The organism is Peribacillus sp. NPDC096540 (assembly GCF_050278525.1).
Taxonomy (GTDB): Bacteria; Bacillota; Bacilli; order Bacillales; family DSM-1321; genus Peribacillus.
Map to the genome: position 1 here is coordinate 1 of NZ_JBNNTG010000051.1, position 23280 is coordinate 23280.

The window sequence follows — 23280 nt, forward strand, 5'->3', positions numbered from 1 at the left end:
CTCATTTCAATTACCCGGAAATCCAATTACAAGGGTTATGAAATCCTGCGAATAAGTGAGCATTCGAGAGATATTCGTATCAAACTGAGGGAGTTCAACAAGAATTCACCCAAGAATGCAAATCGAATGGTGTAATATGGAAAGAAATATAAATTGGTATAATAATAGATGATGCGAAATTTATAGTATCAGGAAGTGAATTGGCTAATGAAGAAAGAGCAATTAATCCAAAAGTTTAATAAACAAGCTGCCAAATATTCAAAAGAGCGTAAAAAACAAGAGCAAAATAAATGGAGAAAGCAAATTTTCCAATCGGTTAAAGGAAAGACTTTAGAAGTGGCTGTTGGGTCTGGAATGAATTTTTCCTTCTATCCAAAAGGTATAGAGTATTTAGGAGTAGATTTCAGCCCCAAAATGATTGAACATGCTAAAGAATCTGCAAAAAAATATGAGGTAAAAGCCAAATTTATTTTATCTGATGTTGAATGCCTTGATTTTCCTGATAATTCCTTTGATACAATTGTTTCATCCGGTTCTTTTTGCGGTTATGAAAATCCAGTCCATGTTTTAAACCTTTTTAATAAATGGTGTAAAGAAGATGGACAGATATTACTTTTGGAACATGGGCTATTTTCCGTCCCAACCCTGGCTTGGATTCAAAAGAAAATTGATAAGCTTGCAGTTAATGCTATTGGATGCCATCAAAATCGGGATATCTTAGAAATAGTTAAGCAATCCAATTTGATAATTAAGAAGCATGAACGTGGGATTTTAGGATATCTTTATTTAATCTGGGCAAAACCACAAAAGTTAGAACAATTTAATAATTAGACACTAATAAAAATACGAATAGACTAAGTTTATCTTTTATTCTTTTTGAAATAAAAGGAGGCGATGCCTTAAATAAAGCATTGCTTTTTCCTAGCTCGACTATATAAGAAGATTGTGAAGAATTGTATTTAAAGTAACGGGTGCTTTACTTCAATAAAAACCACAACACTTCAATCTAATACATCATGTTAATAACTTTGATTTCTACTTTTCTTTTCTGTTAATAAGAAAAATTTTGGAGGTACCGCCTTTTAGCTTAAATAAGAAAAAACCGAAATTACAGATGTTTTCGGTTCATGAACTTTATTTAAGTAAGGTTGATGAAGATGACGCAACCAAAAGATGTTTGAATCTAAGAAGCTTTGGTCATTTTTAACCATTTTAATAATCAGTTTATTCTGATATTATAAAAGGGATAAAGATTGGAGGAGGAAATAACATAAAAAGCTTATTTTCAATCTTAAGTACCTTTGTGTTAGTTCTGGTAGGTGGAATGGTATTAAGTACTTCTTCTGCTCAAGCAAGTGTTCCTCAGTATTCTTTTCAAACAGAAGATGGAAAATGGGATGGTGAAATTGGAAATCCTAACAAAGGTAGTGACTTAGAGGTAGAACTAGTTTCCCCAATCTATTTAAAGACCTCTTCTGGAAGTAAGTTATTGACTAATTATAGTAACTTATGGGCTCGTCTCTGCAATGCTAGTACTGGAAAGTGCACAGGCTATCATAGCTTAGCAGGTGGAAAGACATTATTCACAGGTATGAAAATAGGTAAATTTTATGTTGATGTGAAAGATGGATATTCCTCTGGCAAAGTATATGGAAAACTACAAATTATTTTCAAATAGCTTTGTATTACTTGCTACTCATTCTAAATGGGTAGCATTTTATATGAAAAGTTTCTAAAATAAATTAATATCTAAATATTTTCGTATAATTTACTATAATTGAACTTTACAACTGCCCTTTTTTCCAGAAAAGAAGCGAAGTTTACTGACATAACTAGCACGTTCACAAACGCTACAAAGGGTACGAGCCACAATACCACAAGATACAGGAAATGTTGTTTGTGTGACATGTTGTAAAATATAGGGCTGGCGAGGTGTTTTTGATCAAACTTTATTTCAAAGCAGCATTTCCTCATTTTAATCAATCGTTTGATTAAATTAATCTTCTTGAACTCCGACTCCTTAACAGTTACATTCGCTTTGTGAATTAGCGACCTTTGTATTTCCTTTTTCTTTTTAGAAATATAAGTTAAAAGGAGATACAGGAAGTTAAGAGAAAAACTAACTTATAATTATTCGGTAAGTGGTGATGTTTATGAAAAATATTTCTCCTAGTAAAATACATACTATAGGTTTAGTTGGAAGTGGAAAGAAAACATTAGCCGAAATTTATTTTCTCTCCTACTGATAATTGGGAACCTTGAGCTTGTAAAAACTTCGCTTCTTGTCCTATATGGTTCCATTCTTCTGCCAATTTGTTTTAAGGGAACCTTTTTAAATTGGCGTTTTCAGCCTAACCGGAAGTTTATAAATCTAATGCATATAGCCATTCCTCCCCCTTTATTAATTTACAAGTCGAAAATCAAAAATTATGAGTCGGGGGATCCAGTAACAAGGAAAGGTGAAAGGTTGTTAAATCCGTTCCACCTTACTGAATTTGAATGTATTTTAATAATTTATATGCCAAAATAGCTAAGTATAACTTTATGCCATTATCATAATTGTTTAGGTCTAATCCAGTTTTTTTCTGTATCTGTTCTAACCTGTATTTCAGTGTATGGCGATGAATATATAGCTCGCTTGCTGTTTCTTTAATACTTTGATTGAAAAAAAGATAAGCTTCAAGTGTAGTAATGAGGTCTATACCTTTTGAATCAAGTAGATTTCCAATATATTTTTGGTAAAACTCTTCTAAATCTACCCCCGATTCTTTCATTTCAATGAGTAATTGATATACGCCAAAATCGTTATAATGGACTATGGATTTTGGTTTAAATAGAATTTGGGAAAATCGTGCTGCTTGCTCAGATTCAGCAGCACTTTTGTGTAATTGATAAATGTCGGCAGTTGTTTTACCAATACCTATAGCTATTTGTTCATTTGATAATGTCGAATTCCAACTATTTAAGAGGTTCTCAGCTAACTCTAAAATATTTAATCCAGGTTTTGCTTCCACCAAAATAATGACACTATCGGATTTTGTCCTCATGAGGTTGGGGATTTTTGACTTTCCCATGGTGTATTGAATAATTTCGGTTAACTCATTGTATTTTTCCTTGATTTTCTCCTCTTTTAATAATGGAAAATAAATGTATATGATACTTTGTGGATTTGTAAGGTCTACTCCTAGTTTACGTCCTCTCTCGATCATATCTTTATTATTTGGGATTATAGGATTTAATACTTCTTCCAGGAAGTCACTAGTTAGCCTCAATTGTGTCTCCTCTACTGCTTTCCTTCGCAAAAATTCAATCGCAAATACAGTAGTGGCATGCTCAATTGCAATTGAATCCAATTCTTCCGATAACCTTTTTTCCTTTATAATGAGTAGACTTCCATAGGTATTTTTATTAGCTATAATAGGTTGACTATTAATTTTGTAGTTATCCATTTGTTTTTCATATAGATTTTTTAAATTGTTAATATCAATAAAGTCATGTTTTATGTAGGAACTTATTATTTCATCTTTTGCTATAAGGATTACACTTGCATCAATTATTTCATGAAGGGTTTTTGTAATAGGATCAAATCCGTGTTGTTCTAATACAAGCCGTGTAAAATCCTGATGGATTCGTAGTGAATATTCAAATGTTTGGCTTTGTTTGTTAACAATTTGTACCAGTAGTTCTTTTGTAATCATAGAAAAGTTTATGTTTGCTGGAATTTCAATTAAAGGTAAGGCATATTCATCTGCGATGGTAATAAATGATTTTGGAATTTCCTTTAAATAAAATCCTGTATATATAGCTATTCCAGATAGTTTTCCGATCGATAAAAGCTTTTCAAATTCCTTACGTTTCTCCGTGTTTTCTCCTAATCCGAATCCTGTTGTGATCAAAAACTCTCCATCTTGTAAACGATAGATATCTTCAATTACCTCCACAATAGTTACCCATTTGATCCAATTTTGTAACCCCTTTTTTCCAGCCGTTAATTTTGTTTGTTTCATAATAGGTAGTTGCAACGCTTCATAAATCCGAATAGCCATAGACAGCCCCCTAGTGATTAAACTTAGATTATTCTATCATCCATTATACGCGGTGTATAATGGAACCTCTATTTTTTCATACGTTTGTCAAATTGTTATTTGTCAGAAATTTTAATAAAGTTTTAGTATACTCTTATAATTCCGAGGGAGATGTAACGGATGAAGGAACGAGATTATTTAATTAAACCGGTATTAGGTCAGCAATATCCAATAGCTGCATCTGCAAAAGGCATATATATATATGATCAGGATGGTAAGAAATATATTGATGGGTCGTCTGGAGCTGTAACAGTAAGTATTGGACACGGTGTACAGGAGGTTATCAACGAAACCCTTGCACAGGCAGAAAAAATTTCATTTTCTTATAGATCACAATTTACCAATGTACCAGCTGAAAAACTAGCAGAAAAATTGAGTCAATTGGCTCCTGGAGATCTTAATTGGTCATTCTTTGTAAATAGTGGTTCAGAAGCGACCGAGACAGCGATGAAGATTGCTATACAATACTGGCAAGAAAAAGGACAATCACAAAAAGATCGCATTATATCTAGGTGGACTAGTTATCATGGAATTACTATGGGAGCATTATCCATGTCAGGACATGTATTAAGAAGACAGAGGTTTTCATCAATGTTAGCTGATTATCCTTCAGTGTCTGCCCCATACACTTATCGTCGACCTGATAATTTAACTGAAGAGGAATGGGGTCTTCTTTGTGCCCAAGAACTTGAAACGGAGATTAGGCGTATTGGGGAAGAACGTGTTGCTGCATTTATTGCCGAGCCAATTATAGGTGCTTCTGGGGGGGCCATCACGCCACCAGCTAATTACTATCAAAAAATCAAAGAGATTTGTGAGTGTTGTAACGTCCTATTTATTGCAGATGAGGTAATGACCGGAATTGGCCGTACTGGGAAGATGTTTGCAATAGAGCATTGGAATGTTACACCGGACCTTATTACTCTAGGAAAAGGAATGAGTTCAGGGTACACCCCAATGGCAGCTACTCTAGTCAGTGATAAAGTTATGGAACCTATATTAAATGGATCTAGGTCTATTATAGGAGGCCATACTTATAGTGCTAATCCGCAATCTGCAGCAGTTGCACTAAAGGTTATTAAATACGTTGAGAAACATCAATTGGTAGAAAATGCAGAAGAACAAGGTATATATCTTATGAGTAAATTGAAAGCGCTTTTAGAGTCTTACGATATGATTGGGGACGTAAGAGGAAAGGGCCTTTTAATTGGAATGGAGTTTGTAGCAGACCGAGAAAAGAAAAACCCTTATCCACCTGAATTAAATGTAACAAATAGGGTAATTAAACAAGCTTTTGAAAAAGGGTTACTTGTTTATCCAGCGTCAGGAGCTATTAATGGGATGGGGGATGCTATTATCATTTCGCCACCTTTGGTTATTACAAAAGATGAAATTGATAGTTTAGTAAATATTTTAGAAGAGGCAATTTCTGAAGTACAATGTGAACTCAGTATGGAGGGAAAGATAAATGCTACTGTCCAAGTCTAAACAAGGAAAGGTAAGTACTTTAGAAGTAGCCCTTCAAAGAATTTATGACGGATGCTCCTTAATGTACGGGGGATTTGGTGGTATCGGTACTCCCCCTACAATTGTAGAAGGGATATTAAATAAAGGATGTAAAGATTTAAGTTTAATAGGTAATGACGCAGGTTTCCCGGACGTTGGGGTTGGGAGATTGGTTAGTTCAGGAAGGGTGAAGAAACTAATTACTTCTCATATTGGTTCCAACCCAATAGCCGGTCAATTAATGAACAAGGGGGAAATGGAAGTAACATTTTCTCCACAAGGAACGTTGATTGAACGTATTCGAGCCGGTGGTATGGGGTTAGGTGGTATTTTATCCGATGTGGGATTAGCCACGATTGCAGAGGAAGGAAAGACACATATTACTGTAAATGGACAGGAATATTTGATCGAAACAGCATTAACTGCTGAAGTGTCAATAATCCATGCTTCAAAGGCTGATTATCTTGGAAATCTCGTATTTGAAAAAAGCGCACGTAATTTTAACCCATTAGTTGCTATGGCGGGGGATTTTACGATAGTTGAAGCAGATGAAATTGTTCAAGTTGGTGAACTTGATCCAGAATCGATTATAACCCCTGGAATATTTGTGGATATGGTAATTCCAAGTGAAGGAGTGAATTGGAAATGGGTTTGGGAGTAGAAGATCGTCACCGTATAGCTAAGCGCGCTGCCCAAGAAATAGATAATGGAATGATTGTTAATCTTGGAATAGGGATTCCTACATTAATTGCTGATTATATCCCATCAGATATTTCTGTTCAATTCCATGCCGAAAATGGAGTATTAGGCACTGGCCCGACACCAAAAAGGAGTAATATTAATCCTAATTTATGCAATGCCGGTGGTTATCCGTGTTCTGTAGTACAAGGGGCTTCCTTTTTTGATAGTGCTACTGCATTTGGCATAATCCGGCGAGGCCGTTTAGATGTTACCATTTTAGGAGCCCTTGAAGTAAGCGAAGAAGGCGACCTGGCAAGTTGGATTGTTCCTGGAAAACTTGTCCCTGGTATGGGTGGTGCGATGGAGTTGGCTCAAAAGTCTAAAAAGGTAATTGTACTGATGAACCATACAAATAAACAAGGTAAATCAAAAATTCTGAAGGAATGTGCATTACCACTTACCGCCAAAGGCTGTGTTAGTTTGATCATCACTGAAATGGCTGTGATTGAGGTGACGCCACAAGGATTAGAGTTAAAAGAGGTTATGGAACCTTACACAGTCGAAGATGTAATTAAACATACAGATGCACAATTGAAAATACTTAAAACCGCAGAAAAAATTTAGGAGTGAATGTAATGGAAGATGCCGTCATCGTTGCAGGAGTTCGTACTGGAGTGGGTGCATTTGGAAAGTCACTTAAAAGTGCTTCCGCCACTGAAATAGGAAGACAAATATTAGAAGGTTTAATGGATAAGACCACTCTTACCAAAGAGGATGTAAATGAAGTAATATTTGGACATGGATATGTACATGGGGGAGGATTAAATTCAGCTAGAATATCATCACAATTAGCTGGATTCCCAACAAGTGTTCCAGGACATGTTGTAATCAAGGCATGTGGTTCAAGTTTAAAAGCAATTACTAACGCGGCCTTAACGATTAAGGCCGGTCAAGAAGAGGTGGTAATTGCAGGTGGGGTAGAGAATATGAGTCAGGTCCCTTATTTAGTTAAAAATAGATGGGGGACAAAGTTTGGGAACGTTGAAATGGAAGATGCACTATTAACTGATGGTTTAATTTGCTCGTTGGAAAATAAACATATGGGAATGACGGCAGAGCGCTTAACGGAAATTTACAGTATTTCCCGCGAGGAACAAGATAAATTTGCCTTTGATAGCCACAAAAAGGCAGCTCAGGCTATTGAAAATCATTATTTTGAAGAGGAAATTTTACCTGTTCAGGTCCACGGGATGAAAGAATCTTACTTTTTCAGGACAGATGAGTCTGTACGAACGGATATTCAGCTAGATAAATTAAAAAATCTCCCACCAGTTTTTAAAACAGATGGGTCAATCTCAGCTGGGAATGCGTGCCCTATGAACGATGGTGCAGCAGCAGTATTAATGATGTCACAAAAGAAAGCTTTACAAAAAGGTATAAAACCTTTGATAAAAGTGAAAGCGTTTTCTAGTGCTGGTGTGGAACCAGGTATTATGGGAATTGGACCTGTTCCTGCAACAAAAAAGGCACTAAAATTAGCCGGATTAACTTTAGATGATATTGGTTTGATTGAGCTTAATGAAGCCTTTGCTGTACAGGCATTAGCTGTTATTAAAGAACTAGAGTTAGACTATTCAAAAGTAAATGTTAATGGTGGAGCTATTGCGTTGGGGCATCCAGTTGGAGCAACTGGTGCTAAGCTAACCGTTAGTTTAATGAATGAAATGTTACGTACCAAAACAAAGTATGGAATGGTGACGCTATGTATGGCCGGTGGAATGGGGCTTACCGTCATATATGAAAACCTAACATTATAACCGCATTAAAGCGAGGTGAACTGTATTGCAATTAATCAAAGAGCAAATTCAAACATGGTTAAAAGAGCATTATGAAGAAGGTACAGAATTATTACAGCGACTTGTACAATCTCCTAGTATTTCTGAAAATGAGTCAAAAGCGCAATCAATAATCACTGAAGTATTGTCGAATATGGGGTTAAAGGTGGATGCCTGGGAGCCAAGTGGAAAAGAATTAACCGAAAGCCCCTATTTTTGCTCGTCAAGGGATGATTTTACAGGAAGTCCTAATGTTGTAGGTGTTCTACCCGGAACAGGTGGTGGCCGTTCTATAATCCTAAATGGACATATTGATGTTGTCCCTGAAGGTGATCATGAACAATGGACAGATGATCCCTATAGTGGAGCAATTAAGGAAGGAAAAATGTATGGTCGTGGTGTTACGGATATGAAAGGTGGGCTAGTCTCATTTCTTTTATCCTTACAAGCCATTCAACAACTCGATATTAAGCTTAGAGGCGACGTTATTTTTCAGAGTGTTATAGAAGAAGAGAGTGGTGGAACAGGGACCTTATCTACTATTCTAAAAGGCTATAAAGCTGATGCTGCACTAATCACAGAACCTACAAATATGAGGATTTTCCCTAAACAGCAAGGATCTATGTGGTTTAGGATCTTTGTCAAAGGACGATCAGCCCACGGGGGAACACGATATGAGGGAGTAAGCGCTTTTGATAAAGCGCTGATACTAGTGGAGCAAATCAGGGCTTTGGAGTCTAAACGGAATCAACGTATTAATGATCCTCTTTACGAGCAAACCCCTATCCCAATTCCTATTAATATAGGAGTTGTTTCAGGAGGAAACTGGCCATCTTCAGTACCTGATTTGCTAAAAATAGAGGGAAGAATGGGTGTAGCACCTAACGAGAAGGTAGAAGATGCACAACATGAAATGGAGGATTGTCTACAACAATTATCAATCCTAGACCCATGGTTTAAGGATAACCCTCCTGTCTTAGAATGGTTTGGTGCTCGATGGCTGCCAGGGGAAATTGATCTTGAACATGATTTGATGAATACGTTAGTTTATCAATATAGAGAAACTACTGGTGAAGAACCAGTGATAGAGGCTTCTCCTTGGGGAACTGATGGGGGATTACTTACAGAAGTAGGAAAAATTCCAACAGTTATATTTGGACCAGGGACAACGGAAATGGCACACTTCCCAGATGAGTATATTGAATTGGATAAAGTTTTTAAATCTGCAGAAATTATTGCATTAACGATAATTCAGTGGTGTAGTATCAAGGACAATATCTGAATTAAAGGAAATGCCATAATTAGTTCATGCATCAAATGACTGATTTTATTTAGGAGGGTGTTATGGCTGAATTAGATAATGAACAAGGTCTGAAAAGGGTAATGAAAAGTCGCCATTTATTTATGATTGCTTTAGGTGGCGTAATTGGTGCAGGGTTTTTCAACGCTTCAGGTTTTACGATTAGTCAGTCAGGCCCTATAGGCGCAGTTTTAGCCTATATGATGGGCGGACTTATTATGTATTTAGTTATGCTGTGCTTAGGGGAATTGACTGTAGAAATGCCAGTATCTGGATCTTTTCAAACTTATGCGACTAAATATATTCATCCATCGACAGGCTTTACAGTTGGGTGGATTTATTGGATTGGGTGGTCTTCAACCGTAGCGTATGAAATTATCATTATAGGTTCGCTGATGCAAAGATGGTTCCCGGATATTTCTCCATGGATCTGGTCGTTAATTGCAGGAATTGTACTATTTTCTGTTAATGCCCTTTCTGCGCGCAGCTTTGCAGAAACAGAATTCTGGTTCGCGAGTATTAAGGTAACCGCTATAATCTCATTTATCTTAATTGGGTTAGCCGCTATTTTGGGGATTGTACCAATTGAGGGTGAACCAGCAGCTCCTTATTTTACACACTTAACAGAATTTGGCTTCTTCCCTAATGGATTATTTGCAGTAGTTATTGCTATGATGGCTGTTAATTATTCGTTAGGTGGTACGGAACTTGTAGGAATTGCTTCTGGTGAAAGTGAAAATCCAGAGAAGACAATCCCGAAGGCTATAAACCAAACTGCTTACCGAATTATATTATTCTTCGTTTTGTCAATAATTATCGTAGTTTCTATAGTACCTTGGCAACAAATCCAGCCAGATGCTAGCCCGTTTGTTACTGCTCTAGACAACATCGGTATACCATATGCAGCCGATATCATGAACTTTGTAATTATTACCTCATTACTATCCGTTGCTAACTCTGGTCTTTATACCACAACTAGGATGTTATACTCTCTTTCTAGTTCTAAGATGGCACCAAGATCCTTTCAAAAGTTAACCAAAAAAGGTGTGCCTTTACTTGCTTTAACGGCTAGCATGGGGATCTCCTGTGTGTCTATTCTTGTTTCAAAAGTAGCAGCTGAAACTATTTATACCTGGATTCTTTCTGTAGCAGGAATGGCATCCATGTTGGCTTGGATGAGTATTGCGGCATCTCAGTATTTTTTCCGCAGACGATATGTAGCTGAAGGTGGAAAAGTTAGTGATCTAAAATTCCGGACCCCACTTTACCCATTAGTTCCTATCTTGGCATTTGTCTTTAATCTGGTTGTATTAATTAGTTTAGTGTTTGACGAAGGAACTAAGTTGACTATATATATTGGTGTTCCAGTAGCCATTGCTTTTCATTTAATATATATTTTATTTTTGCAAAAACGCGGAAAGAAAGATGTTGAGTCATCGGTTCAAGAAGATTATGAAAATGTGCGTTAATTAATAAAAGTTAAACACAAAAAGTGAACAATAAATAACAGATTATATTGTTCTGGTGAAAAAGGTTTAACATATTAAATACTGGGGAAAAACACACCGGTGTTCACAGTTACTAGGATTTTAATTTACAGATGCTTATTCAATTGTCTTAGATTAACTCTCAGTCAAAAATAAATTTATTTTCCAAACCCATCGCCCAATTATTTCATTACAGAGCTTCCTAGAAACACTAATTTATTTTTATCACAAACAGAAAATCATATAATCTTTGACGAGTTTATTCTATTATATAAGGTAAAAGAAAGAGCCTTTTACCTTATATAATCTTCAAGATGCTTCTAGCGTTATTTTTATAACGTGTCCCAGCCTGAACATTCCGATCGACCATCTCCCTCGTTTTTTGTCCCGTCTGTTTCATAGCAATATCGGTCATTCCCATCATTGCTGCACTCGTAGATAGCACGCTCCGTAGGCTATGGGCAGCGAATTCATTTTCGTTCATTCCTAACGCGCCAATATATTTTTTTACAATGAGAGCAATCGATTTATCACAAAGTCGTCCCTTTTGCATCATAAATTTTGTGTTATTAATCTTAATGCAGTAATTAGTGGCTCATATAATTGGACAATTAAAGTCCAATATAACGATGAATCTATAGATATAAAACATCGTCGTGAATATACTGAACCTTATGCCAAAAAATTTATAGATTTAAAAAAATAACTGTTTAATTATTCTTAATTTAAATCTAAACTTACAATATCATAATGCAAGAGCAAACCTTTTACTGGTTTTGCTCTTTTTTTTTAGTTCATAAAAGTACACTTTTATAGATCCATAAAAACCATAACATTTCAGTCTATAATCATATAAATTTCAATTTATAGAAGTTTATAAAAAGAAATATAAATTTTTGGACGTTTTTGTTGAATGACAATAAAGATGTTTAAAAAGGCTATTCAAGTTATTCCATTAAAGGGAGCATTAATGAAGTAACTAAAGCCTAATTTCTCGGTGTTAAAAGCGAGAAATTAGGCATTTTTATATTTGGATTTCCTTACCGTTTAAATCCGTATTTTCCTGATGTTACTCTCTTAGCGTAGGGAAAATCGGCTTTTTTCATCCCAAAATTCTCTTAGCGTATGTTTTCACGTTTTGTTGGTAGGACACTAATATAGTTGTTTTGGCCTGCATCTTTTATTATTTTGGGAAGCTTGGAAAATTTATGTACAGTTTGCTTTGGAATGATTATACTTACTGAAACTGGATTCCTTATGGAGAGGAGCGAAATAAAGATGTACTCTGACGTTAAATTATCTGTACAGGAAATATTAGAGAAGAGAAATTTTAGAAATACAAAAGTGATCGCAGGCACAGGTGGATTATATAGAACGGTTAAATGGATTCATGTTATGGAAGTAACTCAAATTGAACAGCTCCTTAACGGAAGTGAACTAATCCTATCGACAGGGATGGGATTGAAAGAAAGTAAAGAGATTTTCCTTGCATTCTTCAAACAGCTTATTGATTCCAATGCTGCTGGACTGTGTATTGAATTAGGAACATATATGGCTAGTATCCCAGAAGAAATTATAGAATTAGCCAACCTGCATCATTTTCCCTTAATTGTTTTTTACGAAAAAGTACGATTTGTTGATATTACACAAGATTTGCATACTCTCTTAATCAAAAAACATTATCAAATGATTTCAGATTTAGAAGAATATTCACATCAGTTAAATCAGTTACTTCTAAAATCTAACCCACAACAAAAAATCTTGAATTTACTACATAAATATGTAAATATGTCAGTTTGCTTTATTCAAAATCAAGGTGAAACCTATATTGTATCCAACAAATCATCGAAAGAACAGAAGCAAATTCTTCAACTATTGAAAGGGGAAAATATACAAAAACACATGAATATCGCTCATCAGTCTATACAAGCATTGAATCAGAAATTTGCCGATTTATTTATTATATCCGAATCAGGTCCGATTTCAGAGTTTGAAACACTCATTTTAGACAGAAGCGCTACAGCATTAGCACAATATATTTTACGTACGTTATACGTTGAAGAAAGAAGAAGGACGGAAGTAACGGAATGGATTCAAAAATGGTTAGAAGGAGCACATAGTGAGGATCAAATAAGCAGATTTCTCTCAGGTTTGGACCCTGATCTTGAACCAAACGGATGTGTCGTTTTACTGTTTAAGATCGATCAGTTAGATGAGGGAAATCCAGAAATTACATACTTAAAAATACTTTTTCGTTCTGTTTTCCTATCACATGGTTTCTTCCTTTTATCTACTATAAGAGAAAATAAAATCATTTTTATATTAGTAAATAAGCGAAAAAACAATGATTGGAAACATAGAATTAAAGTTGGAATACACCATATACAACAAGCATTGGTAGAGGATCGGAAATTTGTTCAAATTAAATTTAGCATTGGAAAGTTTATGGAACATCTAAGCGAAATAAAAAAGAGTTATCACACGGCACAAGAGACATTTATCATTCAAGAGAAAATACCGAAAGCATGCTTTAGTTATTTTTATGAAGAATTATTTATTTTTCGATTAGTGTCTATAGCCAATGAACAAGGCGCACTTGATGATTTTATCTCTGATTATTTAAACCCTGTCCTTCAATATGATCAGCAAAACAATGGGAAACTAATGGAAACATTAAAAACTTATCTTAAATGTAATGGATCAAAGCAGGAAACTGCAACTAAATTATATATCGTTCGTCAGACTCTTTACCAACGACTTCAAAAATTAAATGAGCTATTAGGTGAAAATTTTATGGATTTCTATAAACGACAAGCGATAGAATTTGCTATCACCGCCTATGAATATGTATCTTCTCCTAAATCATAAATTAATACAATGATCCTGTTTTTTTAGACTATTTGTAAATGGTCATACTTGAAATTACCAGAATGTCGTGAAAATTTTGTAATTCAATTTACATACTGTCTACTGAATGCGTTTTCATAAGTAGATATAATAAATTCATAGAAAGATAATTTCAAACTAGGAGGTTTTACTATGGTAGTAACCCAAAATGTACAAACATTAAAAAACTTTATTGGAGGAAAGTGGATAGAATCTACAAGCAAACAGGTTGAAGATGTACCTAATCCAGCAACGGGAGAGATTATTGCTCGTGTACCACTTTCAAATAGAGAAGAATTAAATGGGGCTGTTGCAACGGCTAAAGAAGCATTTAAAAAATGGAGAAAAGTGGCTGTGCCTCGCCGTGCTCGTATTCTCTTCCGTTATCAACAATTATTAGTCGAAAACTGGGAAGAGTTAGCTAAACTGATTACGCTAGAAAACGGAAAAAGTTATGAAGAAGCTTACGGCGAAGTCCAACGTGGGATTGAATGTGTTGAATTTGCCGCAGGTGCACCAACTTTAATGATGGGTCAGCAACTTCCGGATATTGCTACTGATATTGAATCTGGTATGTATCGTTACCCAATCGGAGTAATCGGAGGAATCACACCGTTTAACTTTCCGATGATGGTTCCATGCTGGATGTTCCCACTGGCGATTGCATGCGGAAACACGTTTGTATTAAAACCATCTGAAAGAACTCCTTTGTTGGTTAATCGCTTAGCTGAATTGATTAAAGAAGCAGGTCTGCCTGATGGCGTATTAAATATTGTGCATGGTGCACATGACGTTGTTAATGGCATTCTGGACAATGAGGATGTGAAGGCCGTATCCTTTGTTGGTTCTCAACCTGTTGCTGAGTATATTTACAAAACTGCAGCTGCTAACGGCAAACGTGTCCAAGCTCTTGCAGGTGCAAAGAATCATTCCATTGTCATGCCGGATGCTGATTTAGACAACGCTGTAAACAATATCATCAATGCGGCATTTGGATCTGCAGGTGAACGTTGTATGGCAGCTTCCGTTGTTGTTGCAGTAGGAAACGTTACTGATGAATTAATAAGTCGACTCAAATTAGCAGCTGATGGCATTACAATAGGAAATGGTATGGATGAAGGCGTGTTCCTTGGGCCAGTCATTCGTGAGTCACACCAAAAACGGACGATTCATTATATTGAAATGGGTGAAAATGAGGGAGCTTCTTTGATCCGGGATGGAAGAAAAGATGTAGTGAATGAGCAAGGGTATTTTGTTGGCCCTACGATCTTCGACAACGTCCAACCTGAAATGAAAATTTGGCAGGATGAAATTTTTGCTCCAGTGTTATCGATTGTTCGAGTTGAGACCTTAGAGGAAGCCATTGAACTGACAAATAAGTCCGATTTTGCAAATGGGGCATGCTTATATACTGACAGTGCTAAAGCAATCCGTGAATTCCGTGAAGAAATCGATGCAGGTATGTTAGGTGTCAATCTTGGAGTTCCCGCTCCTATGGCATTCTTCCCTTTCTCTGGTTATAAGAAATCCTTCTATGGTGATCTCCATGCAAATGGAAAAGATGGAGTAGAATTCTATACTCGTAAGAAAATGCTTACTGCTCGTTATTAAAAATAATGATGTAATAAAAAATTGAATGGAGGTCGATTGTGGTGCAAACGCAAACACAAAATTTGCAAAAATTAGATGAAAAATATCTTTGGCATTCAATGAGAGGAGCGAATCCTAGCCCATCCAATTTAATTATCACAAAAGCAGAAGGAGCATGGGTAACGGATATTGATGGAAATCGTTATTTAGATGGTATGTCTGGTCTTTGGTGCGTGAATGTTGGGTACGGGCGAAAAGAGCTTGCGAAAGCGGCTTATGAACAGCTTGTAGAAATGCCGTACTTCCCATTAACCCAAAGTCATGTTCCCGCGATTAAATTGGCAGAAAAGTTGAATGAATGGCTTGGGGGCGATTACGTTATTTTCTTCTCGAACAGTGGATCGGAAGCGAATGAAGCCGCGTTTAAAATTGCTCGTCAATATCACCAACAAAAAGGGGATCACGGACGCTACAAATTTATTTCTCGCTATCGCAGTTATCACGGTAATTCAATGGGTGCGCTTGCAGCAACAGGTCAAGCACAACGAAAGTACAAATATGAACCATTAGGGCAAGGGTTTCTGCATGTAGCACCACCTGATACGTATCGCAATCCAGATGATGTTCATACACTTAAAAGTGCTGAAGAAATTAATCGTGTCATAACTTGGGAGTTAAGTGAAACGGTGGCCGGGGTAATTATGGAGCCGATTATTACTGGGGGAGGAATTTTAATGCCTCCTGATAGATACATGGCAAAAGTAAAAGAGATTTGTGAGAATCATGGCGCCTTGCTGATTTGTGATGAAGTCATATGCGGATTCGGTCGGACAGGGAAACCATTCGGATTTATGAACTATGGAGTCAAGCCGGATATCATTACGATGGCGAAAGGAATTACTAGTGCTTACCTTCCGTTATCGGCAACGGCAGTCAAAAGAGAGATTTACGAGGCTTACTTAGGCAGTGAGGATTATGATCGTTTCCGTCATGTGAATACGTTCGGGGGAAGTCCTGCCGCTTGCGCCCTAGCTTTGGAAAATTTAAGAATCTTAGAAAATGAAAAGCTCATCGAACGCTCCAAAGAATTGGGTGAACGCCTTTTACGTGAACTAGAGGATGTAAAGGCACATCCAAATGTGGGGGATGTACGCGGAAAAGGCCTTCTTCTCGGTATTGAACTGGTAGAAGATAAGCATACAAAAGAACCTGCGTCCATTGAAAAGATGAACAAAGTTATTAGTGCTTGTAAAGAAAGAGGTTTAATTATTGGTAAAAATGGTGACACCGTTGCGGGATACAATAATATATTGCAGCTTTCTCCCCCATTAAGTATTACAGATGACGACCTTGCCTTTATCGTCAAAACACTGAAAGTAAGCTTAACTCAAATATGATATTTGTAAGTAGGTTAACATGATTAATGATTATTCAATAATCACCAAAAAAATGTATACAAATAGCCGACGTAAAAAATCTGGGCAATGGCAATGCCGGGTTGATAGAGCAAAGTGTTTTGCGGACTTATAATGATTTGAGATTGTTCTGATGAGTCAATCGAGCCTTTCTCAAAATGAACTTTCAATAACTCCAAACATTCTTTTTGAATAGATGGATTTATTTGCGGTAAAAAGATAGGACAACCTTCTATAGGATAGTAGATCACCTGTAAGGAAAGCATTTGAGATAAAGTTCGCAGAATTTTACTGGTATTTTTTTCTTTGAGGCTTAATTGCGATAAATTTTTGGAGAATGATTCTAACTCTCTTAAAATTTTTACATTGCACTTGATAAGCAAGGTGTGTAAATTAGTGATAATTTTATCAAATTTAACCTTTTTACAAAAGGAAAATTATGTATCTCAGCCAGGTCAATGATCTCATGTGAAAAATACACCCGTAACTCAATGCAAAGGGCAGTAGTATTTTGTCGAATGAGATTTTTAAGATAAGACAAACAAACGTTTTTGACACCATAACTTTTAACCAGGAGCTGGATAGATAATGGGGAAAACTGCAATTGAATCAAATAATCAAGAATCAAACAAGCAAGTTATAAAGAGGAAAAAAATTAATTTCACAATGCCCCATAGTTATGTTTTTATGGGAATGATGATTTTCTTAGCAGGGATTTTAACATACATTGTACCTGCAGGTGAATTTAATAGAGTGGAAGATCTGGCTACTGACAGATTAGTTGTCGTACCTGATTCTTATAAGCTTATTGAACAATCACCAGTTAGTTTTTTTGATTTGTTTCTGAGCATTCAAAAGGGAATGATAAATGCAGCGGAAATCATTTTCTATGTCCTATTTTCCTATGGTTTTATATTTATGCTAACAAAAACTGGAGTCTTTAATTGCGGCATTGGGGTACTTTTAAAGAAAATGAAGGGAAAAGAAAATTTCATTGCCCCTATTTTTATGCTTGTCTTTGGACTTATGGGTGCAACCTTTGGAATGTATGAAGAAAGCTATGGATACATTCCCCTAATGATGGGAATTGCTGTTGCCCTTGGATATGATGCATTGGTTGGTGTTGCCATTGTTTATGTGGGCATAACTACGGGTTTTTCAGCATCCATAACAAACCCTTTTACCATTGGAATAGCTCAGAACATTGCAAAAATCCCTTTGTTTTCTGGAACTGGGTTTCGTATTATAGCTTTTATAGCCTTTATGTCCCTGTCAATTTTTTATGTTATGCACTATGCAAATAAAGTAAAAAAAAATCCGGATGCAAGCCTTGTAAAAGACATAGAGTTTCCCTTTCTTTCAGATATAAGAAAAGGGGTGCTATCTGAGCAAAAATTTACTACACGGCATAAAATTAGCATGATATTGTTTGTAGGTACCATTCTAACTTTAATTATGGGAACGGTTAAATTTAGATGGCATCTTCCAGAATTATCAGCTGTCCTCATTATGATGATGATTGTCACAGGTTTAGTAAACAAGCTTACTTTTGCTCAAATTGCAGATACATTTATAGAAGCATGTAAAACCATGGTATTTGCTGCTCTCATTATTGGCCTAGCTAATGCTATATTAGTTGTTTTTCAAGAAGGGCACATTATCGATACAATTGTGCATGCTATGGCATATGTTATAAAGGACTTATCGCCTATGATTTCTGCAAGCTCTATGCTCATTGGACAAACCTTACTTAATTTATTTATTCCTTCAGCATCTGCCGCGGCAGCGATTTCAATGCCCATTATGACGCCGCTAGCGGATCTTGTCGGTCTGAATCGCCAAATTGCCGTTCTAGCTTTCCAATTTGGAGACGGATTTGCAAATATGTTTTGGCCTCATACTGTTGCTGTTATATGCGGGATTGCTTGCATACCAATTGATCGTTGGTATAAATTTTTATGGCCGCTTTTCCTTTCAATTCTAAGCTTGGAGATCATATTTGTCATCATTGCAGTAGCTATTAATTATGGACAGTAATTGAACGGTGAAAGGACGATCAACTTGTATAATAGTTTAGAAGTGTTAAAAAAACATCCAGTATTTTACTATTTTTCAGAAATATCAAATATCCCTAGGGGTTCTGGCAATGAGAAAGCGATTAGCGACTATTTGAGTCGCTTTGGAAAAGAACGCAATTTAGAGGTCATACAGGATGAAGCATTAAATGTCATTATAAAAAAGAAAGCTACACCTGGATATGAGAATATACCAACCGTCATTATCCAAGGGCATATGGATATGGTTTGTGAAAAGAATAAAGGGACTCTTCATGATTTTGAAAAAGATCCACTTCAATTAAGAATTGTAGGAGATATGCTATATGCAACAGATACAACATTAGGTGCTGATAATGGAATTGCAGTAGCTTATGCTCTTGCTTTATTAGATTCAGATGAAATCCCTCATCCTTCCCTTGAAGTTGTTATCACAACAGAAGAAGAAACCACTATGGGGGGAGCTTTAGCTGTTGATCCTGCTAACCTTGACGGTAAAATTTTCATTAATATTGATTCAGAAGAAGATAATAAGTTATTAGTAAGCAGTGCAGGTGGGATAAAAGTAATCCAAACTCTTCCGATAGTTTGGCAAGATATCCCTAAGGATGTATCGGTTTATTGTATTAGCGTTAGAGGATTAAAGGGAGGACATTCTGGTATGTCTATCAATAAGGGAAGAGGTAATTCCAATAAAATAATAGGTCGATTATTATTTGATTTGTTAGCTAAATTCCCTTATTTTATTCAACAAATCAATGGTGGCGTAGCAGTAAATGCAATTCCTCGTGAAGCTGAAGCAATTATTTTGCTTCATTCAGATTCTGTTGAGAAACTAGAAAATAAAATTGACGAGTGGAATGTTATCTTTAAAAACGAGCTGCAAACTTCTGACCCGGATGTATATATAAGCCTTGAAAACATAAAGTTTGATTTTACCAAGGTTTTTTCGGAAGAAACAATGCGTAAGGCAATTACCTCTCTGATGTTAATTCCAAATGGTATTCAAAGCATGAGTATGGAGATAGAAGGGTTGGTCGAAAGCTCGACTAACTTAGGAGTTATTACAACATTAGATACAGAAATAAAGTTTGAAAGTGATACGAGAAGTACGGTAAAAAGTCTAAAGTACAATATAGTTAATAATGCCAAAATAGTAGCAGATACACTTGGGTGCCAATTTACTACCGAATGCAATTATCCAGAATGGCCATATAATCCTAACTCAAACATTCGAAAGTTATTTGAAAAAATTTATAAGAAGAAACATGGTACTGATATTGAGATTATCGCAGTGCATGCTGGAATTGAGTGCGGTATCTTTATCGAGAAAATTCCTGGATTAGATGCTATTTCGATTGGTCCTGATATGTACAATGTTCATACTCCCGATGAACATTTAAATATACATTCTACGATGAATAATTGGAAATATTTCCTTTCAGTACTAAAAGAAATGAAATCATTTAATTGGAAGGAAAATAGTATGTAGTGAAGAGGATCGAAAAATGGTTCTGGTGCAAAAACTTCAAGACAAGTGCAATTAATCTCTAAATCTTGGATATACTGATACTATTACTCTAAAAAAGGTGTGTGATCAGTATGTCTAAGGAAAATTTATTTAAATGGAAACATTATCAACCAGAAATTATTCTTCTCACTGTCAGATGGTACCTACGGTACAACCTTAGTTTTCGTAATCTTGTAAAAAATGATAGAGGAACGTGGCCTATCAATGGCTCATACAATGATTATGCGTTGGGTACATCAATATGGCCCTGATTTAGATAAGAAAATTCGTCGTCATCTCAAGCAGACCAATGATTCGTGGAGAGTAGATGAAACATACATAAAAGTAAAAGGACAATGGATGTATTTGTATTGTGCAGTCGATTCAGAAGGGAATACGATTGATTTGTATCTAAGTGAATTAAGAGATAAACAAGCTGCCAAGTGCTTTTTTTTAGAAAGCCTTGGTTACTTGCCATTCTACAATTCCACGTGTGATTACGGTTGATAAGAACCCAGTTTATCCTGTAGCGATTCAAGAGTTAAAAGAAGAAAAAAGTATGCCAGAAGGCATACAAGTACGACAAATACGGGATCTGAACAACATTGAGGAACAAGATCATCGTTTTATAAAAAAAGGGGTCCGTTCTATGTTGGGATTGAAATCGTTTCGAACAGCCACCTATATTTTGAGTGGTATCGAAGCTATGCATATGGTTAAAAAAGATCAACCTCATCAACGGGCAAAGTCGCCCAAAATGAGGTTGAATTCATTCATAAGTTGTTCGGGGTAGCTGCTTAATCCCAAAGTTAACAGGGTATTACCACTCTATGGTACTAGTACATTATTTTCGCAACAGAACCGAAAAAAGGACAACTTCAACAAGGGGAGTCTGTCCAAATCGAGATTGAAATCATACATAAATTGTTTGGAGTAGCATCATAATTTAAAGATGAAAAATGAAAAGGATATAGAGGTTCTATGTTTCTAACAAATCATATTTGCACCAGAACCAATGAATTTATAGCTAATCTTAAGTTATTCAAGAATCGGGCGCGTTTGTGTAATAAGCTCAATAGCTTCTTACTAACGATCGGTTTAATAGAAAAATCACCCTGGGTGCCAAAAAGGTGACGAATGGGTGCCGATATCGATATTTTTATATATTGTTGAGTGAATATTCTGTCTAGAAACAAATGTTATGTTGTGTGGTTTAATTAAGGTTAGATTGTATGATGTTCTCACGTAACACCCCACAATTTATGGGCGGCATGATGTAATCATCGCTTAAATCCCTTTAAATATAGGGGTTTAACGAGTATTTAGAAATAAATGCTCACCTATTTGCTCACCTAACATGTAAATATCTTTAAAGTTGAAGGTCTTCCATCAGTTTACTGAATTGATGGGAGGCCTTTTCTTCCATGTTGTCAGTCATATGAGCATAGATGTTCATAGTTGTTTGAATATCTGTATGTCCTAATCATTGTTGGATTTCTTTCAACCCCACCCCTGCTTCGATCAGTAACTTGTGTGCGTATGCTTGAACGAATGCAACGTAATTTCCTTGTGAATATGCGGTAACATGTTTGCACTAGGAAATTTTCTTTCAAAGTAAATAATACTGGAGGTGTTCATAAGTAATTCCTCCTTAAATTTAATGACAATTAGGGGCGCACATAGTGAGTTATAGTTCATTGGGCTATTTAACCTCGTTTTTATGACGAGTATACAATTTTATCTGATTATCAAACGAGAAGGAATTTTTAACTAATATGGTGACTTATTATTAAATCAAACAATGGGATAACAATTAAAAAATAAGATTATAAAATCGTAGGGCATACGTAATATATAAAATTAATAGTTTGATTTTATTAAATTTTCAAAAAATGTTGACGACATTTTTGAGCTTACAATAAGTTTTAGGAATACGTATTCCTAACTCAAAATAACTTGTTGGGATGTGAAATTGAAAAAAAGAATCCCTTTGAAATGGATTCTTTTGACATTTTAAACATAACTTTTTGTTTTAATATTTGCTCAATTTGTTCTATTATTCGCTTAAATTCTAGTTCAAATTCTTCAAGTATAATTCGCTACCAAAAAGCCTTTTTATAATCATGTAATGTTGGAATTACTTTTTTTATTCTTTAAATTCAGATTCATTTACTTTTGCTTGGGCAACTTCACCATTATTAGTTGCCTCAAGTAACTTCTTTTCGAGCAAAGCCTTTTTATCAGGATGAAGTACCCGCGAAAAAATAGAGTAGGATGTAGAAGGTCATAAAAGCAAGAACATTTCAGGTATCTATAATTGCTTATTAATCAACCATTTAAAAAATTAATGTACTCACTTTTGTGTCTAATCAGTAGGAACCAAAAGTGAGTACATTCTTTATATGGAAGGCAAAGTGTGATCATTTTAAGCAGTGTAGAATGAAGCAATTCTTTATCAATTTTAATAGATTGTTTCTACAAAATACCGAGATTTCGACAAAGGATTCTGTAAAGTAATGTAGAATATCTGACATAATATCCTTTTTAAAACAACGCTTCAGATGCGACGTTTAAGGGGCGGGAATCTCATGTATTCACCCATTCCAAAAAAGAGAAGCAGTAAGTTTGGAAATAACTATTGGGAAGCATATAGCCCAAAAGTTAAAAGAAATGTTCGTTTATTTAGTGATTTGGAATATGATTTTTGGGTACTGATTGAAACAAACCCACAAATAAGTACTTTTTGCGAGTTTTGGAACAAATAAAATTTATGAAATGTGTGCTTTTTTAATTTTATTCATCAATCGGGCCAGATTGTTGAGTAACTATTTTAGAAGAGATTGTGAAGAAATGTACTTAAACTAAACCAGCTAATAGTTTGTCAACATTTTTCAATGAAAACTTAAAATATTTCATGCTATACTAAATTTG

General features: G+C 35.6%; 16 protein-coding genes and 2 pseudogenes. 15 read left to right on the forward strand and 3 right to left on the reverse strand.

The genetic code is table 11. The annotated features are described in order from the left end of the window. Positions 1–207: 207 nt before the first annotated feature. Together ACQKMR_RS25835 and ACQKMR_RS25840 are read left to right on the forward strand one after the other, a co-directional pair. Positions 208–831: a class I SAM-dependent methyltransferase gene (locus ACQKMR_RS25835; protein ID WP_427699838.1), complete on the forward strand. Its 624-nt coding sequence runs from the start codon at positions 208–210 to the stop codon at positions 829–831. Positions 832–1324: 493 nt separating this feature from the next. Next, positions 1325–1678, forward strand: a complete 354-nt coding sequence (locus ACQKMR_RS25840; RefSeq protein ID WP_427699839.1) for a hypothetical protein — start codon at positions 1325–1327, stop codon at positions 1676–1678. A gap of 808 nt (positions 1679–2486) precedes the next feature. On the opposite strand, the gene ACQKMR_RS25845 is transcribed toward ACQKMR_RS25840, so the two are convergent. Then, positions 2487–4046, reverse strand: coding sequence for a PucR family transcriptional regulator (locus ACQKMR_RS25845; RefSeq protein WP_427699840.1), 1560 nt, complete (start codon positions 4044–4046; stop codon positions 2487–2489). Positions 4047–4205: 159 nt separating this feature from the next. On the opposite strand from ACQKMR_RS25845, the gene ACQKMR_RS25850 reads away from it, so the two are divergent. From ACQKMR_RS25850 to ACQKMR_RS25875, 6 genes are all read left to right on the forward strand, one after another. Next, a complete protein-coding gene (locus ACQKMR_RS25850) occupies positions 4206–5573 on the forward strand; it encodes an aspartate aminotransferase family protein (protein WP_427699841.1) in 1368 nt (455 codons plus the stop codon). Next, positions 5554–6252, forward strand: a complete 699-nt coding sequence (locus tag ACQKMR_RS25855) for a CoA transferase subunit A (protein ID WP_427699842.1) — start codon at positions 5554–5556, stop codon at positions 6250–6252. The genes ACQKMR_RS25850 and ACQKMR_RS25855 overlap by 20 nt, the downstream gene beginning before the upstream one ends. Then, a complete protein-coding gene (locus ACQKMR_RS25860; protein WP_427699843.1) occupies positions 6237–6896 on the forward strand; it encodes a 3-oxoacid CoA-transferase subunit B in 660 nt (219 codons plus the stop codon). Before ACQKMR_RS25855 ends, ACQKMR_RS25860 begins: the two co-directional genes overlap by 16 nt. A gap of 11 nt (positions 6897–6907) precedes the next feature. Next, positions 6908–8089 (forward strand): thiolase family protein, encoded by a 1182-nt coding sequence (locus ACQKMR_RS25865; RefSeq protein WP_427699844.1) that lies wholly within the window; start codon positions 6908–6910, stop codon positions 8087–8089. A 25-nt stretch (positions 8090–8114) separates the two neighbouring features. Then, entirely contained in the window at positions 8115–9389 is a 1275-nt protein-coding gene (locus ACQKMR_RS25870) for a peptidase (RefSeq protein WP_427699845.1), read from the forward strand. 62 nt (positions 9390–9451) lie between these two features. Continuing rightward, positions 9452–10876, forward strand: a complete 1425-nt coding sequence (locus tag ACQKMR_RS25875) for an amino acid permease (protein ID WP_427699846.1) — start codon at positions 9452–9454, stop codon at positions 10874–10876. 316 nt (positions 10877–11192) lie between these two features. Here ACQKMR_RS25875 and ACQKMR_RS25880 read toward each other — a convergent pair whose 3' ends face one another. Then, positions 11193–11378 carry a hypothetical protein gene (locus tag ACQKMR_RS25880; RefSeq protein WP_427699847.1) on the reverse strand — a complete coding sequence of 62 codons (186 nt, stop codon included), beginning with the start codon at positions 11376–11378 and terminating at the stop codon, positions 11193–11195. Between the two features lie 45 nt (positions 11379–11423). Between ACQKMR_RS25880 and ACQKMR_RS25885 the strand changes: the two genes are divergently transcribed. The 7 genes and pseudogenes from ACQKMR_RS25885 to ACQKMR_RS25915 all read left to right on the forward strand — a co-directional run bounded on the left by ACQKMR_RS25885 (position 11424) and on the right by ACQKMR_RS25915 (position 21150). After that, complete coding sequence (locus tag ACQKMR_RS25885; protein ID WP_427699852.1) at positions 11424–11600, forward strand: phospholipase D-like domain-containing protein; 177 nt, start codon at positions 11424–11426, stop codon at positions 11598–11600. A gap of 491 nt (positions 11601–12091) precedes the next feature. After that, positions 12092–13762 (forward strand): PucR family transcriptional regulator, encoded by a 1671-nt coding sequence (locus ACQKMR_RS25890; protein ID WP_427699848.1) that lies wholly within the window; start codon positions 12092–12094, stop codon positions 13760–13762. A 171-nt stretch (positions 13763–13933) separates the two neighbouring features. Beyond that, a complete protein-coding gene (locus ACQKMR_RS25895; RefSeq protein WP_427699849.1) occupies positions 13934–15391 on the forward strand; it encodes a CoA-acylating methylmalonate-semialdehyde dehydrogenase in 1458 nt (485 codons plus the stop codon). Positions 15392–15426: 35 nt separating this feature from the next. Next, the gene (locus ACQKMR_RS25900) at positions 15427–16767 is read left to right on the forward strand and encodes an aspartate aminotransferase family protein (protein ID WP_427699853.1); all 1341 of its coding nucleotides are present in this window, start codon (positions 15427–15429) and stop codon (positions 16765–16767) included. 606 nt (positions 16768–17373) lie between these two features. Further along, positions 17374–18822 carry a YfcC family protein gene (locus tag ACQKMR_RS25905; protein WP_427699850.1) on the forward strand — a complete coding sequence of 483 codons (1449 nt, stop codon included), beginning with the start codon at positions 17374–17376 and terminating at the stop codon, positions 18820–18822. 24 nt (positions 18823–18846) lie between these two features. Continuing rightward, entirely contained in the window at positions 18847–20331 is a 1485-nt protein-coding gene (locus ACQKMR_RS25910; RefSeq protein WP_427699851.1) for an aminoacyl-histidine dipeptidase, read from the forward strand. 110 nt (positions 20332–20441) lie between these two features. After that, positions 20442–21150 (forward strand): annotated as a pseudogene (locus tag ACQKMR_RS25915) (IS6 family transposase). A gap of 568 nt (positions 21151–21718) precedes the next feature. Here the strand turns inward: ACQKMR_RS25915 and ACQKMR_RS25920 are convergent. After that, positions 21719–21933: pseudogene (locus ACQKMR_RS25920) on the reverse strand (tyrosine-type recombinase/integrase); the annotation flags it as partial. Positions 21934–23280 lie beyond the last annotated feature (1347 nt).